The sequence below is a fragment of the Bacillus sp. UNC41MFS5 genome (assembly GCF_000686805.1).
Window position 1 is genome coordinate 168,640 of the sequence record NZ_JMLP01000012.1, and the last position, 14,767, is coordinate 183,406.

Below are 14,767 nucleotides of genomic sequence, written 5' to 3' on the forward strand. Positions count from 1 at the left end.
TTTCTTTCCGCTTTATATACCAAGGTTAAAAGTTTCTACTATATGAGTATAATAAATTAAATTTTGAGTTTCAGACCGTTCTGTTTTATTTCCACAAAAAAACCGATGACTTCGTAATATTACGAAATCATCGGTTTCATTATTGTTTAAGCAATCTTACTTTCCAGCTTTACCCGAGGTGAATTCCACATACTAATCCATTTCTTAATAGCTGTAATCATTATAATCATACCTAATAATAACATAATGATAGACAATACCCCATTCAAGACACTATAACCCGCAGCTGCCTGATTGAGATAAACGTTTTTCACCATCCAATATCCTGCATAGTTTACAGTAACAAAGAGATAAGCTAGCGGTATCAAGCAGGTCAGCATGTAACGGCGTTTGTCTGCAATACTCAGAATCACTGTCGCACCGACAATTAGGCCAATCGATGCCATTAGTTGATTGGAAACACCAAACAATGCCCAAACAGAACCAATATCCCCAGAGAAGAGCAGGTATCCCCACATAAAACATGCTAATGCACTTGCAAAAATAGATCCTGGAAGCCAATCTGTCTTCTTCAGCGGCTTATAGAATTCCCCGAAAAAGTCTTGGATTAAATAACGAGCAACACGAGTTCCTGAGTCGATGGCAGTTAGAATAAATACCGCTTCGAACATAATAACAAACTGGAAGAAGTATGATGATAGTTTTGCAAACCACGGAATGCCAGTGAAGATATAGGTCATACCTACCGCTAATGTTACGGCACCGCCTGTTCTGCCTTCAAGATTAATCCCAATTTCATCAGCAAGTTTTGGCAGTTCCTGTACCTGCATACCAAGTGTCTTAAATACTTCAGGTGTCGAGTTAATGGCAAAGTAATCTGCCGGCTGAAGGGCTGTTGCCGCAATCAATGCCATAATACCAACCACACACTCTACTAGCATCGCGCCAAAACCAACAACCTTAATATCAGACCAACGATCAAGCATTTTTGGTGTAGTTCCCGAGCCTACGAAAGCATGGAAACCAGAGATCGCGCCACAAGCAATTGTGATTGAGATAAACGGCCAAACAGGTCCGCCCAGAACTGGGCCGCCGCCTGATGTAAATTTTGTGAAAGCAGGCATCTCAATTGCGGGATTAATAATAAATACCCCGATGATGAGCGCAATAAATACACCAATTTTCATAAAGCTGCTTAAGTAATCACGTGGTGCTAGTAATAGCCATACTGGTAACGCCGCTGCAAAAAACGCATAAATCGGTAGAATAATAGCTAATGTTTTTGTATCTAATGTCAGCCAATCACCTAATACCGTACCTTGAATGGACGGACCAGCAAATACGCCAACCATTACGAGAATAAATCCGACGGTGGATGTTAATTTTAAGTTGCCAGTTTTTTTATAAGCAATTCCTACCAACATCGCAATTGGAATTGTGATTCCCACTGAGAAAGTACCCCATGGATTGTGTTCAAGTGCATGAAGAACAACCATGGAAAGTCCTGCCATTGTGATGGTAATAATGAATAGCATCGCTAGACCTGTACAAAAACCCGCAACAGGCCCCAACTCGTCTTTGGCGACTTCTGATAAGGATTTTCCTTTTTTCCGCATTGATGCAAATAGGACAACTGCATCATGGACTGCTCCGCCAATAACTGCCCCAATTAAGAGCCATAATAAACCAGGCAAGTATCCAAATTGTGCTGCAAGGATGGGACCGACAAGTGGTCCTGCTGCAGCGATGGCTGCAAAGTGATGACCAAATGTTACCCATTTATTGGTTGGAACATAGTCCTTTCCATCGTTTAATTCATGTGCCGGTGTCTGCTTTGAATCATCTAATTTTAATACCTTTGCTGCCATGAATGTTCCGTATAAACGATAAGCAATCATTAATATACAGATTGAGCCGATAACAATTGAAACCGCATTCATCCTACTCTTACCTCCTACATTTTTTCTCTTGTCTCTAGCATACCGAAAGAAAACGCTAACATAAGGTTTTCATTCTAAAATGCAAGTTTTAGAGGATGAAAAACAAGAATAATAGAATGAAATGCAAAAAACAGCTTCTTAAAAACCAAGAAGCTGCTTTAACTCTTTTGTATAGGTTCTGCTTACTGGAACCTTTTCTCCATCCTTCATAATTATGTTGTAGGTAGAATTAAACCATGGTTCGATCTCGACAATGGCATCAACATTAACTAAATAGGCTCGGTGGACACGAATGATGGATGAATGCTGCAATTTTCTTTCGAAAGTGACCAGCGAATCACTGACAGAGTACTTTGTATTCTCTATGGCAATGACTGTTCTCCCCTCATTTGTACCAATATAGAGTATGTCACTAATGTTTACGATTACAATTTTTTCATCAATTGTGATCGCGAGCTTTTCTGACCTTTCATTTCCAAGATTATGTTTCTGACTAGAAAAAGGAATTGCTTGTTTCTGATTTTCTATTAGCTTATATAACTTATCAATCGTTTGTAAGACTCTCTTTTCTTCAAAAGGTTTTAAGATATAGTCAATAGCATTTAATTCAAAAGCCTGGAGAGCATATTCATCAAATGCCGTCGCAAAGACAATGAATGGAGGATGATTAAGTCTATTTATATGTGCAGCAATTTCGATACCACTTTCATCAGCCAGCTGGATATCTAAAAAAATCACATCCAGGTCGAGGTTACTTATTTTTTCTATCGCGCTTTCAACACAATCCGATTCCCCTACGATCTCAATCTGTTTGCTTCGTTTGAGAAGATAGGCCAATTCATCTCTTGCTAATGGTTCATCATCCACAACAAAGGCCTTTAACAACATCCTCACCCCACTTTTTGTTGTTGTGTTAACGGTAGTGTAATTGATACTTTCGTTCCTTTATTCAAGTTGCTTTCTATTTGGAATGAAGCAGTTTGACCATAAATTTCTTCGATTCGCTTTTTGATATTCCAGAGTGCTGTTCCTGTTCCACCAGAAGAATCTACTGTTTGGTTACCCAGAGTACCAAGCAGCTCAGTTGAGATCCCCTTTCCATCATCTTTTGTTAGAAGGACCATGTTCTCCCCTTCCTGATAAGCGCGAACCAAAACTGTCCCACTTTTAGCTTTTGGAAAAGCATATCGAATCGCGTTTTCAACCAGCGGCTGCAACGTAAATGGCGGAACCAGTACTCTTTCTAACGCTGGATCAATATCTAATTCAACATGATAACGGTCTGGAAAGCGTGCTTGCTCAATGGTTAGGTAAGCTTCAATATGTTCAAGTTCTTTTTCAAGCGGTATGAGCATTTGCCTTGCCCCTTGAAGATTACTTCGGAAGAAGGTACTAAGTTTGATTAATAGACTCCTAGCTTTATCAGCATCTGTACGAATCAGGCTTGAAATGGTATTTATGGCATTAAATAAGAAATGTGGATGGACTTGTGCCTGCAACGCCTTAATCTCCGCATCTTTTAATAATCTTCTTTGTATTTCCAGTTCAGCCATTTCCAATTGGACTGAAAATAGGTTGCTCAATCCTTCTGCCAATTCTTGCTCAACACGGTCAAGTTTACTAGAATCAGTGAAATACAACTTTAGTGTCCCTACGGTTTTAGTATGAATCCTTAATGGCAAGACGATGGCTGCCTGCAAAGGGCAGTTTGGATTAAAGCATTGAATTTCGTGTGCAGTCTTTGCAATCGTGATTCTTCCTTGTTCCAGCACCGTCTTCGTTAATTCGGTTGCCATATTTCCTGAGGGAATATGATGGTCTGAGCCTGTACCCACATGAGCAAGAACATGGGTCTGATCTGTAATCGAAATGGCATCCGCATTGGTCCAATTAAGAATTATTTCGGCTGCTTTTGTACATGAATCCACATTTAAACCCTGTCTGAAGAACGGCAGTGTTTGATTGGCAATATACAACGCTTTATGTGTTTGAAGCGCCTTCATTCGTTCTTGCTCTTGAAGAATCTCCTGTATAATTAACACAAATAGAAGGGTCCCGAAACCATTAATCACAATCATTGGGAGGGCAATCACCTCAACCAGATTCACGGCCTCGTTATATGGTCTGGCTATTAAAAGAATAATCCCCATCTGAACGCATTCCATGAATATTCCCATGATTACGGCTTTCCAGGGTGAATTTCCTTCTTGGATCTTAAACCGTTTGCTTAAGAAACCTGTAACAACCCCAGCCATAATCGTTGATAGGGCACAAGCCTCAGCAGTAAAACCGCCTAAAGTCAGGCGGTGGATTCCAGCAATTAACCCGACCCCAATACCAACTATAGGTCCGCCAAGTAAACCACCAATTGTTACTCCCATAATCCTAGTATTAGCAATGGCACTTTCATTGTCCATATTTGTCAGCCAGTCCTGGGAGGTAATCGTCCCATGTCCTATCTCTACACCCGTGTAGTTGCTGATGACTCCGAAGGCACCGAAAATTGCAATCAGCGCTGCTTTAGCGGTAATTCCGTGTTCATTATGTATAATTTGACGGAATGATTTCATCCTTGAGAGAAGAAACGCTACTATGATAAGAATACCAACACGTTCAAGCATGAGAGGCAATAATTCAATCATGGTATCTCACCTTTCGTCTATACTTCCCTACTACAGTACCAAAAAAATAAACCAACTGTCTCTAGCGAGTTTTTCCCGTAAAACTCCCATAATAAATATAACATTTTCGATCTTCATCAATCTCCCTTGAATCTAGGTTGAATTCCAACCACTTTCCATCTCTTTGGATGTAAATAAAATCGGAATGAAGAAGAGTCAGCACTTCTTCATGATTCCAAACTTCCTTTTGCTCGATAAGAACAGACCCGTTTCTTTGAAGCTCTCTCACCTCAAAACCTATATGTGAATAATTTTTCTCCGTGACATCCGTGTAGGCATCTTCTTTTTTTACATAAAGGACAGTCGTTCCATCAGGATCGATGGCAGTGGCCGTTACCACATACGTTTCTCCTTCTTTCACGAAGTATTCACATGACATTCTTGCTACAGCCTCACTCACCGTCAAGTGTTGATAATTCCAAAGGGCAGGAAACTTTTGATATTCGTCATCCTTTCGATATTCCAACCTCAAATTTCATCACTCTTTCTTTTTCTTTTCATTTTACCATTGTTTTCCCAAGGTTTGCTTTTATAATTAGATTATCAATTAAAAAAGGAGCGTGAAATGGTGAAGAAAACCCAATGGTTAGTGACTGGTGTCATCACTTCACTCGTAGCCGGCACCCTTTCTGGCTGTTCAAGCGATCGCCCGCCCAAGCCAGACGACAGCACCTGCCGAGACTGGGACTGGGACGATGATCAAGGGGTTTGGGAATGTGATGATACCCATTCGTCCCATTATGGTCATTATTTTTATGGAGGAAGTTATTATCGCAATAAATCATCACTCTTGAAATCCTCGGCTTATAAGTCCTACAAATCCTCATCGAGCTTTAAAGGTGGTTTCGGAAGTGGGTCAAAGGGTGGTTTCGGAGGATAAATATGTCGCAGTATTCACTGAAAAGAAGAAGTTTTTATTCGCAATTCCCAACCTTTTGGTCTGATTTATACGAAGGCGAGTACAGCCTATATCACGTTTATCCTATTTCTGAACAAACCAACAAGCGATTACATGAAGCAACGGAGCGAATGGGTATCGTTTTTTTCAAAACTGCTCGTCTTTTACGGAGTCTTACAGATGAACAACTCCTTGAATTTGGATTTCCACCGGCGAGTCTCCCATTTTTGAGGTTAAAAAATCTTTACCCTGAAACGATTATTGGCAGATTTGATTTTGTATTAACTGAGAATGGGTTCAAATTGCTGGAGTTCAACAGTGATACACCCACGTTTATTGTCGAATGTTTTCATATGAACGAACAGGTTTGCAAGGAATTTGGTTATCCGGATCCAAATGGCGGCGGAGAACGACTGCTTTCATCAGGAATTACACGTGCAGTGCTCGAGGCATCGAAAGGAAAACGAGATCCTAACGTTGTGTTCACAGCCCATTCTGACCATATTGAAGACTGGAATACCGTTCAATATTTAAGCAAGTTGTGTCAGGTTAACAATCGGACCGTACCATTGTCCGCACTTCGAATTATAGACGGTATCCTTGTTGATGAGGAGGATTATCCAATTGATGTATTGTATCGCCAAACCTATCCACTTGAACATCTGGTTAACGACCGGGACCCAATAACAGGAGATTTAGTTGGAATCGAATTATTACACCTGGTCAAGGCAGAGAAACTTTCCATGTTAAATCCTGTCTCCGCCTTTTTGCTGCAGCCAAAGTCAATCCAATGCTTAATTTGGGGGTTGGCGGAACAGGGCGCCTATTTTACAACGGAAGAGCAGGCGTGGATTAAAGAATATATGCTTCCCACGTACTTTGAAGCAGAGGAATTTTCCGGGCAGAGCGCTTATGTTCAAAAACCAACGTTCGGCAGAGAGGGAGACACGGTAACGATTTGGGATCAACATGCCAATGTAACTGCTCAAAATACCTTCCAAACCTATAAAGAGGAAGTTTCTGTCTTTCAACAGTATGTCCCTCTCCCTACTGTTTCACTGGAAACAGAAAAGGGAATCGAAGAACTTTCATTAGTATTCGGATCATTTCTTATTGCAGGTAAAGCCAGTTGTATCGGCATTCGCGCTGGCGGAAAAATTACAGGGAACGAATCTTATTTTTTACCAGTAGGTATTCAAAAACAGGGGGGAATGTAAATGACAAATTTCTTATTATATTTAGCCATTTCAATTGGTCTATTATTCGTAGGACTGGTTCTTATGGAAGTAACCACCAAGGTCAAGGAGTTTTCCTTAATGGCGAAAGGAAATAAGGCAGCGAGTTATGTCCTGGGCGGAAGACTTCTTGGGCTTGCCATTGTCTTGTACTCTACTGCTGCTAATTCCATTTCACTTATGGATATGGCGGTATGGGGAGGAATTGGAATTGCGGCCCAGATTGTGGTCTTTTACCTGGCTGAATGGCTGACACCTCGATTTAACGTAAGTCAAAGTATCGAGGAAGATAACCAGGCAGTTGGGCTTTTTCTCATGTTACTCTCAGTATCGATCGGTATCGTTATTGCTGGATGTCTAACCTATTAAAAAAACGCATCTCGAGGATGCGTTTTTTTGTTTTAAAGTGAATGATATGTATTCTTATCGCAGATCACAAACAACCGTGCCTCTTTAGGTATGGGTTCACTCCATTTTTTTAAAATATTTAAATCACTTCGATCGGCAATAAGCTGGGCACCCTTTTTCTTGAGGGACTCATAAGCATCTCCGTATGTCTTCCAGTCGAATCTTACTTCCACTTCCCATAAATCACTTCCCCCATCCCCATCCTTACGACTTAATAATTGTGTAAACAAATGGCTGGCCCCTTTTGTCTGCGCAGATTTTGCCATCAGGTTAGATACTGATTCATGAGAAAGAATAAATTCATCAATTTTGACATGTTTGAAGTTGCCGACATGCTTTTCATTTAGTATCTCTGCAATTGTATAAATATTTTTTTCCGTCCCTTCATCATATCGCTCGATCGAGGACGCGGTTAAAAGCGTTTTCCCATCTGCTAAATCCGCATTATTGATGCCATCCGGAGCAAAAAGCAGTACCGCTTTTGAACTTTCAATTTTCGCCCTTTTTAAGGTATCTTCATCCGTTGGACTCCCCTGAATATACAGAAACCTTTCATGTTCATATGGTGTCTTCTCTAATTCATCAATTAACACGACTTCCGTTTTGTTATCACCAATAAAAAGCTCCTTGATCGTGTTTTTACTTTTGGCGGTCCAGCCGACCACGACATAATGATTTTCTCCCCTAAAAGTCATTCTTCCTTCCTCCTTCATCCGTTTGTACTGTGTCACAGTATCGACAATCATCCCAATGACCACACCAAAAAGCCCAATTCCCGCTGTATAGACAATAACCATCGCCCAAATTCTTCCTAACTGTGTCGTTGGGTACACGTCTCCGTAGCCTACTGTGGTCATTGTCGTTAGAATCCACCAAACGGCATGGAAGGTGCTTTCAAATGTTGTCGGTTCAAGTACTTTCATAACTACGGCATTTATAAAAATATAAAGCGTTGTTACTAACAACACCGTCCGGTACCGATATTTAGATGCCGTTAGAAACAATCTTCGAAAAAATATCATCGCTAACCCTCCCCCATTACAATTGTTATAGAATTATATTTCTACTGTTTCACTTGATATTCCTTTAAACAAAAACAGTTGACACCAGCTCCAGATTACTGTAATATAAACATTTGTGCTTCACATTCATGTAACTTGTAATTTATTAGATAACGCAAAGTAAGAATTTTTTCTGGCATTCTGCTTATGTTTTAAAATAAAAACTTATTCACACTGGATCGGCTTCGGAGCCGTTAGGATGTAAGAGAGGTAGGGCTTACGTCGTTTAGGTATAAAACCTTCAGGTGGAAAAATAACCGCGGCAAACTTGTTTTTATAAACAATGATTATTTAAGTTTTTACTTGCGATAGCTGACAAGAACTACAGCAACCAATCACAAGTTACGATAAGAATTCTTTAATGAATTCAACAATGAAGGCAGAGGGATATTTATTCCTCTGCCTTCGCCCATTTTAGAATCTAAAAAAGTCCATGTGAAAAGGCCTGATTCCACATCAGACCTTTTCGTTCTTATTTTTTGATAACAATCGCTTGTTTCCCCATTTGCTCCCAAGCTTGGATAAAACTAGCTCGATTTAATTTCTGATTTTTTTCCCCATAAGGATTGTTAATATAAATATAATTTTCATCGTATCCCGTAATCACAACACTATGCTCACTAAAGGTAATATCGATTTTCCCCTGCGGTGTATCCCATGTTTGAAAAACAGACACTGGTGCGAAGCTTGATGTCGTGATAATCCAGACTGGAAGTCCTTGACCTACTTCTTCTAAAACTTCATCAAACGAATGATTAGTTAAATTAACTGCCCGATTACCAACGTATTTTTGCGCAAGTTCTAATACGGGACCATTATAAACCCCTAGTCCTGGACCATTCGCCATATCGCCGACAAACCCTGCATTAGGATTGCCCTTTTTCCCGTTACTATAAGTTAATGGGACAGTTTTAACCTTGTTAGCTAACTCATTTTTTGTCACTTCTATTCCGTGATAGTTAAGAATCATCGCCAGGCTGGTTATTTCACAGCCATTATAGAGTTTTGGTGCGTCCATTTGATTGATTAACGGCACATCCAGTTTGATACTATCAGGCACTTTCGGAGCCTCTTTGGCAAAGAGTGCAAGTGTCCGTGTTTTTAATGATGCAGCCTCGGTAACTTGTGCTGTTGCTGGACGTTCAAACCTTACCTTAAATATCGTTATGCCACTAATCACTATTATGAAGACAACGATTATAGAAATTACAATTTTTCTCATAAATGATTGTACCATTCCTTGTATTAGTCTTTGCTGGAGATTCTAGTAATATACTATTATATTACCTACTAAAATAGTTCAACGCAAGAAAGGAAAACATTTTCCAATTTATGATATCAATTGAATCTTAATTTTTTCTTAACTTAATTAAATTCCCCTTTAGTATATGACTAAAAGGGAATTTAATTAGGCTTTCACCTTATGTTGTCTAAATTTTTTCGTTATTTGATTAATTACCTCAGAGAAAACTAGCCCAAAGGCGATTGACCCCGCAAGCATGAAAACTTTTGCAGCCAATGTAACCGCTGAATAATAATCATTCTCCACAAAATTCCGCATCGCATCATAGGCGAGACCTCCCGGTACGAGCGGAATAATCCCTGCTACACTAAAAATGATTACTGGCGTTTTATAGAACTTTGCTAGTTCCTGACTAAGAACAGCTATAAAAATAGTTGCAGCCAATGTTGCTAAAATGGCATTATCTGAATAGTCTTCCAGGAGGAAATAAATTAACCAGCCACCCATTCCGATCAGCCCGCACTTGATTAGTGATTCTTTCGGGGCATTAAAAAGAATCCCAAAGGCGCCTGTAGCAATAAAACTGGTGATTGCTTGTGCAAGAACAGCCATGGTAAATCCACCTCACTTCACAAAAAAGATAATACGACGGCAATCCCTGCTCCAATCGCAAACGCGGTCAGAAATGCCTCAGCACCCTTAGATAATCCCGAAACTAGATGACCCGCCATTAAATCTCGGATGGCATTGGTCACTAGTAGACCTGGAACTAACGACATCACGGAGCCAATAATGATTTTATCTAATTGTTGACCAACTCCAAATTGGACAAACAAAAAAGAAAGTAAGCCAATCACAAACGATGCTAAAAACTCCGAGAAGAACTTAATCGGAACAAATCGATGAAAATAGACGAAACTAAGGTAACCCATTCCTCCTGAAATCATCGATGGTATAAAATCATTCCATCCGCCTTCAAACATGATCATAAAACAACCGCTTGCTAATGAGGCGGCAGCCACTTGGATCATAAATGGAAATGTTACATTGAGAGAATCAATTTCCTTTAAATGCTCCCAGGCCTCTTTCAAATTGATTTCACCACTGCTAATTCTTCTTGATATGCTATTTACCATCGAAACTTTTTTCAAGTCTGTTGAACGGTCTGAGATTCGAATCAGCTTGGTCTTCGTCGGTTCTGACCCCTCTGCTGAAAAAATAATTCCCGTTGGGGTTACATAACTATGCGTATGTTCAATACCAAAGGCAGCCGCCATTCGCATCATTGTATCCTCGACACGATAAGTCTCGGCCCCGCTTTGAAGCATGATTTTCCCCGCCAGTAAACAGACCTCCATAATTTCATATGTTTGTTCTACTTGATTTCCCATTGTTCACACCACACACAATTCTACATTTGTTACTTAGTTTAAATTAAAACTCACATTTAATCAAAATTGATTGGCCGTTTAGTTTATTAATTGATAATCTGTTTGTTTTTTCATAAAAAATAACCTATCCGCTATGTGAATAGGTCCAAAATAGTTCAACTATTTTTGCTTATAATAAGTAATCGCTAGTGCAAAAGCCAAGACGGTTCCTTTGACAATATCCATCGCATAATATGGGACCGACATCATCACAAGTCCGTTTTGTAGAATCCCAATCAGGACGGCTCCAACAAATGTTCCAAACGCATTGGCTTTCCCGGCCCCCAGTACAGAAAAGCCAATATAGGCGGCGGCCACTGAGTCCATTAGGTAAGGTGCACCAGAGTTAATTTCTGATGTCAACACCCTTGAAGCCAGTACAATCCCGCCAATAGAAGCAAACAATGCCGAAAGTAAGTACGCAGCCACTTTATATTTATTGACAGGAATTCCTGAAAGTCTGGCTGCTTCTTTGTTTCCACCAATCACATACATATAGCGACCATGCTTTGTATAATTCAAAAATATATGCACAAGAATCACCGTGACTGCCATAATAATGATAATCCATGGAACTTCGCCGATTTTTGTAAAAAATGGACTAATCAGACCTGTTGCCATCGAGCCATCAGACATAACCATATTTTGTGAAACGGTTGCTCCTTTTGTATAAGTCAGTGCGGTCCCTTGAATGATAAACATAGTTGCAAGCGTCATCAGCATGTCTGGAATTCTTAATTTCACAATCATAAATGAGTTTAATGCACCTACAACTAAGGATGCCGCTATTGCAGAAATGATTGCTACCAGGGTATTTTGCGAAAACCAAACAAACATCGAAATAACAATCGCGTTTGATAAGGAAGCGACTGACCCTACCGATAAATCAAAACCATCTACTGACAAAGATATGGTAATCCCAATCGCGATAATTGTTACAATCGAGATGGAACGTAAGATATTGATAATATTGCTGCCTTGGATAAAGGTAGGATTGGCAGCCGAGAAAATAATAATAAGTGCAAGAATCGTAATAATCGTTCCATACTTATATAAAAATTGAAATATCTCAAATCCTTTTTTGGCAGGGGCTTCCTGCTTCTTTGCTGCGATATTTGCTTCCATTCTATCTGCCCCCTGTTGAATAAAATAATAATTCTTCTTCGTTGGTTAGTTTTGTCTCAACTTCCTTAACGGACTTTCCGTCATATAAAACATAGACTCGATCGGTAATTCCAATAATCTCCGAAAGTTCGGATGAAGCATAAATAATCGCTTTGCCTCGGTTGGCCAACTCATTAATTAACTCAAAAATATCCTTCTTTGCTCCCACATCGACACCTTTAGTGGGTTCATCAAAAATATAAACGTCAGCCTCAGCTACAAGCCATTTTCCAATTGCTACCTTCTGCTGGTTTCCTCCAGAAAGATTCTGCACTTTTGTTTCTTCTGATGGTGTTTTAATTCCGAGACGGCGGACCAAGTGTTTAGCGGTCTCTTTTTCCTTTTTTCGATTTAAAAAGCTAAACACCTTTGTGAAATCCCCTAAATTCGCTGCCGTTAAATTGGTTTCAACAGATTCCAGTACAAGAATTCCTTCTTTTCTCCGTTCTTCCGGTACTAGAGCAATTCCCTTCTTAACTGCATCATAAGGGCTTTTTAATTTTAATGTGTGCCCATTAAGAATAACCGCTCCTGCTGTTATTTTCTCAGAACCAAATAACGCTTTGCACAATTCTGTTTTTCCAGCACCCACCAGGCCAGCAATGCCAATGATTTCTCCCGCTTTTACATGAATATGCAAATCCTTTATCTTTCCTTGGTCAGACAAGCCTTTTACTTCTAGGATCGTGTTTCCAATCTGATTGTTCTTAACGGGAAACTGTTCCTCCAATTTTTGGCCCAACATATACTCGACCACTTTGTCAGATGTTGTATCTACAATCTTCTTCTTTGCAACAAATTCACCGTTCCTCATGACGGTCACTTCATCACAGATTTCAAAAATCTCTGGCAAGCGATGGGAAATAAAGATAACACCTACATTTTGCTTTTTTAAATCACGAACAATCCTAAATAATTCGGTTGTTTCGGTATGACTCAAGGGTGCTGTCGGCTCATCTAAGATGAGAAACTTACATTGATTTGAAACCGCCCTTGCAATTAAAATCATTTGTTTCTCCGCTAATGTTAACTCACTGACAAGCTTCTTCGTTGAAAGGGAAATATTCATATTCGCTAATATTTCCGCTGCTTTTTGATGAAGATTCTTCCATTTCATCCATTGCTTTTTCCCCATGTTGTGTACGGTATCGAGCAGCAAAATATTTTCAGCAACTGTTAAATAAGGAATGAGTGCGGTATCTACCTCTTGATAAACGATTTGTATTCCTGCATCCTGTGCATTTTTTGGAGAACGAATCTTCAGATCCTGCCCATCGAGCTGGATTTCACCGGTATAGTGATTATAAGCACCGGAGAGAACCTTCATTAATGTTGATTTCCCTGCGCCATTTGCCCCAATCAAGGATTGGATTTCTCCAGTTTTCATTGAAAAATCAACTTGATTCAGTGCTTTCACTCCCGGAAATTCTATCGAGATGTTCTTCATCTCCAATGTTGCGCTCATTAAATTCCACCTCCGTAAGCAAACACTCTCTTAATCTATTGAAAAAGAGAGTGTCTAGTTGTAATCGACTATTATTTATAATGGTTCTTTAATGTCTTGATCCAATCCTCTTCAAATGCAGTCGATTGCCCCCAGCCAGGGATAATTTTTGCAAGATTAACCATGTTTACAGGGTCTTTAGACTTTTGAAGAATATCTTGTGAAACAAGTGATGCTTCTAAATCAAAGGTCTGAGGTGTTTCTTCACCTGCAAGTTTCTTCGCAAGGATCCTCATATCAACAGCACCGATTAGTTTAGGATCGACCGCCGCTGTATTTGTCCATGCACTGCCTTTTCTTTGTATTTCTTGAAGATCCGCATTGGAAACATCAATACCATAGATTTTTACTTCTTCACGACCTGCTTCTTTCAGCGCACGCGCTGCACCAATAGCGAAAGCATCCCAAGTTGCAAAAATGGCATCCAGTTTGCCTTTTGGATATTTATTTAACATTGCTGCAACAGCATTCTGCGTTTGAACACTTGTATCTGCAGCTGCCACACCAAAGCGTTCCACTTCTTTAAGACCAGGATTTTTTGAAAGCACATCTTGATAAACCTTATTACGTCTAACCATTGCAGGGAAACCATCAACCCATAAGTAGGCAATATTTGCTTTACCATTTGTATTCTTTACAAGTTGTTCGAGGGCTAATGTTGCTAACGCTTCATCATCCTGTGAAGTTAGTGTTACTCCGTCTACATTCGCTATATTTGGATTAGAGTCAAATGTAACAACACTTTTTCCCTTTTCAACTATCTTTTTTACATCATTAACAGTCGCTTCATCATCACCATGAGAAATAATAAATCCATCATAATCTTGGTTTAACGCTTGATTAATGGCATCATGGAATTTAGCAGTGTCACCATTTGCAGTAAACACGTCCACCTTAAAGCCCAGGGCTTCTCCTTCTTCTTTTGCTCCGGCTAAGAATTGAGCAGTATGATCGTCTCCGCCAATTTTACGAATAACCTTAATTTTCAGTTGGTCCCCATTCGTAAACTTTTCTGGTACACCTTCAAGCGTTACCTTTTTACCGCTAGCTTGTTTGGTTTCTTCCCCTGACGCACAGCCAGTAAGTAAAAGTGTGGCTGCCAGTGCGGATACGAGCGTACTTTTTAAGATATTTCTCTTCATTTTAAAAACTCCCCCTTTTTGATTTCTATCAATATTCCATTACTCCTATTGGAAAAGTTGG

At 39.7% G+C, this 14,767-nt stretch carries 14 protein-coding genes; 3 read left to right on the forward strand and 11 right to left on the reverse strand.

Going from position 1 to position 14,767, the window contains the following annotated elements; all coding sequences use genetic code 11:
* Positions 1 to 146 precede the first annotated feature (146 nt).
* The 4 genes from cstA to BR30_RS0107580 all read right to left on the reverse strand — a co-directional run bounded on the left by cstA (position 147) and on the right by BR30_RS0107580 (position 5,093).
* Positions 147 to 1,940, reverse strand: coding sequence for a carbon starvation protein CstA (gene cstA, locus BR30_RS0107565; RefSeq protein WP_026564491.1), 1,794 nt, complete (start codon positions 1,938 to 1,940; stop codon positions 147 to 149).
* 138 nt (positions 1,941 to 2,078) lie between these two features.
* Positions 2,079 to 2,825, reverse strand: coding sequence for a LytR/AlgR family response regulator transcription factor (locus BR30_RS0107570; RefSeq protein ID WP_026564492.1), 747 nt, complete (start codon positions 2,823 to 2,825; stop codon positions 2,079 to 2,081).
* A gap of 5 nt (positions 2,826 to 2,830) precedes the next feature.
* Positions 2,831 to 4,582 (reverse strand): sensor histidine kinase, encoded by a 1,752-nt coding sequence (locus BR30_RS0107575; RefSeq protein ID WP_026564493.1) that lies wholly within the window; start codon positions 4,580 to 4,582, stop codon positions 2,831 to 2,833.
* Positions 4,583 to 4,643: 61 nt separating this feature from the next.
* The gene (locus tag BR30_RS0107580) at positions 4,644 to 5,093 is read right to left on the reverse strand and encodes a hypothetical protein (RefSeq protein WP_026564494.1); all 450 of its coding nucleotides are present in this window, start codon (positions 5,091 to 5,093) and stop codon (positions 4,644 to 4,646) included.
* Positions 5,094 to 5,189: 96 nt separating this feature from the next.
* Between BR30_RS0107580 and BR30_RS0107585 the strand changes: the two genes are divergently transcribed.
* The 3 genes from BR30_RS0107585 to BR30_RS0107595 are packed head-to-tail and all read left to right on the forward strand — an operon-like array spanning position 5,190 to position 7,123.
* A complete protein-coding gene (locus BR30_RS0107585) occupies positions 5,190 to 5,501 on the forward strand; it encodes a hypothetical protein (protein WP_026564495.1) in 312 nt (103 codons plus the stop codon).
* Between the two features lie 2 nt (positions 5,502 to 5,503).
* Positions 5,504 to 6,736, forward strand: coding sequence for a glutathionylspermidine synthase family protein (locus BR30_RS0107590; RefSeq protein WP_026564496.1), 1,233 nt, complete (start codon positions 5,504 to 5,506; stop codon positions 6,734 to 6,736).
* A complete protein-coding gene (locus tag BR30_RS0107595; protein WP_026564497.1) occupies positions 6,737 to 7,123 on the forward strand; it encodes a DUF350 domain-containing protein in 387 nt (128 codons plus the stop codon). It begins immediately after the preceding gene.
* Between the two features lie 32 nt (positions 7,124 to 7,155).
* Here the strand turns inward: BR30_RS0107595 and BR30_RS0107600 are convergent, their stop codons facing one another.
* The 7 genes from BR30_RS0107600 to BR30_RS0107630 form a co-directional block, all read right to left on the reverse strand.
* A complete protein-coding gene (locus BR30_RS0107600; protein WP_026564498.1) occupies positions 7,156 to 8,184 on the reverse strand; it encodes an ion channel in 1,029 nt (342 codons plus the stop codon).
* Between the two features lie 511 nt (positions 8,185 to 8,695).
* On the reverse strand, positions 8,696 to 9,445 hold the full coding sequence (locus tag BR30_RS0107605) for a C39 family peptidase (RefSeq protein ID WP_081825378.1): 750 nt from the start codon (positions 9,443 to 9,445) through the stop codon (positions 8,696 to 8,698).
* Between the two features lie 186 nt (positions 9,446 to 9,631).
* Complete coding sequence (locus BR30_RS0107610; RefSeq protein WP_026564500.1) at positions 9,632 to 10,078, reverse strand: threonine/serine exporter family protein; 447 nt, start codon at positions 10,076 to 10,078, stop codon at positions 9,632 to 9,634.
* 17 nt (positions 10,079 to 10,095) lie between these two features.
* Positions 10,096 to 10,857, reverse strand: coding sequence for a threonine/serine exporter family protein (locus tag BR30_RS0107615; protein ID WP_026564501.1), 762 nt, complete (start codon positions 10,855 to 10,857; stop codon positions 10,096 to 10,098).
* A 159-nt stretch (positions 10,858 to 11,016) separates the two neighbouring features.
* Positions 11,017 to 12,021 carry an ABC transporter permease gene (locus BR30_RS0107620; protein ID WP_026564502.1) on the reverse strand — a complete coding sequence of 335 codons (1,005 nt, stop codon included), beginning with the start codon at positions 12,019 to 12,021 and terminating at the stop codon, positions 11,017 to 11,019.
* A gap of 1 nt (position 12,022) precedes the next feature.
* Positions 12,023 to 13,525 carry a sugar ABC transporter ATP-binding protein gene (locus BR30_RS0107625; protein ID WP_026564503.1) on the reverse strand — a complete coding sequence of 501 codons (1,503 nt, stop codon included), beginning with the start codon at positions 13,523 to 13,525 and terminating at the stop codon, positions 12,023 to 12,025.
* Positions 13,526 to 13,596: 71 nt separating this feature from the next.
* Positions 13,597 to 14,706, reverse strand: coding sequence for a sugar ABC transporter substrate-binding protein (locus BR30_RS0107630; RefSeq protein ID WP_026564504.1), 1,110 nt, complete (start codon positions 14,704 to 14,706; stop codon positions 13,597 to 13,599).
* Between the last annotated feature and the right edge of the window lie 61 nt (positions 14,707 to 14,767).

Bases quoted from the DNA above. Each gene is read 5' to 3' on its own strand.
- cstA (WP_026564491.1), bottom strand. From the start codon at position 1,940: ATGAATGCGGTTTCAATTGTTATCGGCTCAATCTGTATATTAATGATT.
- BR30_RS0107575 (WP_026564493.1), bottom strand. From the start codon at position 4,582: ATGATTGAATTATTGCCTCTCATGCTTGAACGTGTTGGTATTCTTATC.
- BR30_RS0107590 (WP_026564496.1), top strand. From the start codon at position 5,504: ATGTCGCAGTATTCACTGAAAAGAAGAAGTTTTTATTCGCAATTCCCA.
- BR30_RS0107595 (WP_026564497.1), top strand. From the start codon at position 6,737: ATGACAAATTTCTTATTATATTTAGCCATTTCAATTGGTCTATTATTC.
- BR30_RS0107600 (WP_026564498.1), bottom strand. From the start codon at position 8,184: ATGATATTTTTTCGAAGATTGTTTCTAACGGCATCTAAATATCGGTAC.
- BR30_RS0107605 (WP_081825378.1), bottom strand. From the start codon at position 9,445: ATGAGAAAAATTGTAATTTCTATAATCGTTGTCTTCATAATAGTGATT.
- BR30_RS0107610 (WP_026564500.1), bottom strand. From the start codon at position 10,078: ATGGCTGTTCTTGCACAAGCAATCACCAGTTTTATTGCTACAGGCGCC.
- BR30_RS0107615 (WP_026564501.1), bottom strand. From the start codon at position 10,857: ATGGGAAATCAAGTAGAACAAACATATGAAATTATGGAGGTCTGTTTA.
- BR30_RS0107620 (WP_026564502.1), bottom strand. From the start codon at position 12,021: ATGGAAGCAAATATCGCAGCAAAGAAGCAGGAAGCCCCTGCCAAAAAA.
- BR30_RS0107625 (WP_026564503.1), bottom strand. From the start codon at position 13,525: ATGAGCGCAACATTGGAGATGAAGAACATCTCGATAGAATTTCCGGGA.
- BR30_RS0107630 (WP_026564504.1), bottom strand. From the start codon at position 14,706: ATGAAGAGAAATATCTTAAAAAGTACGCTCGTATCCGCACTGGCAGCC.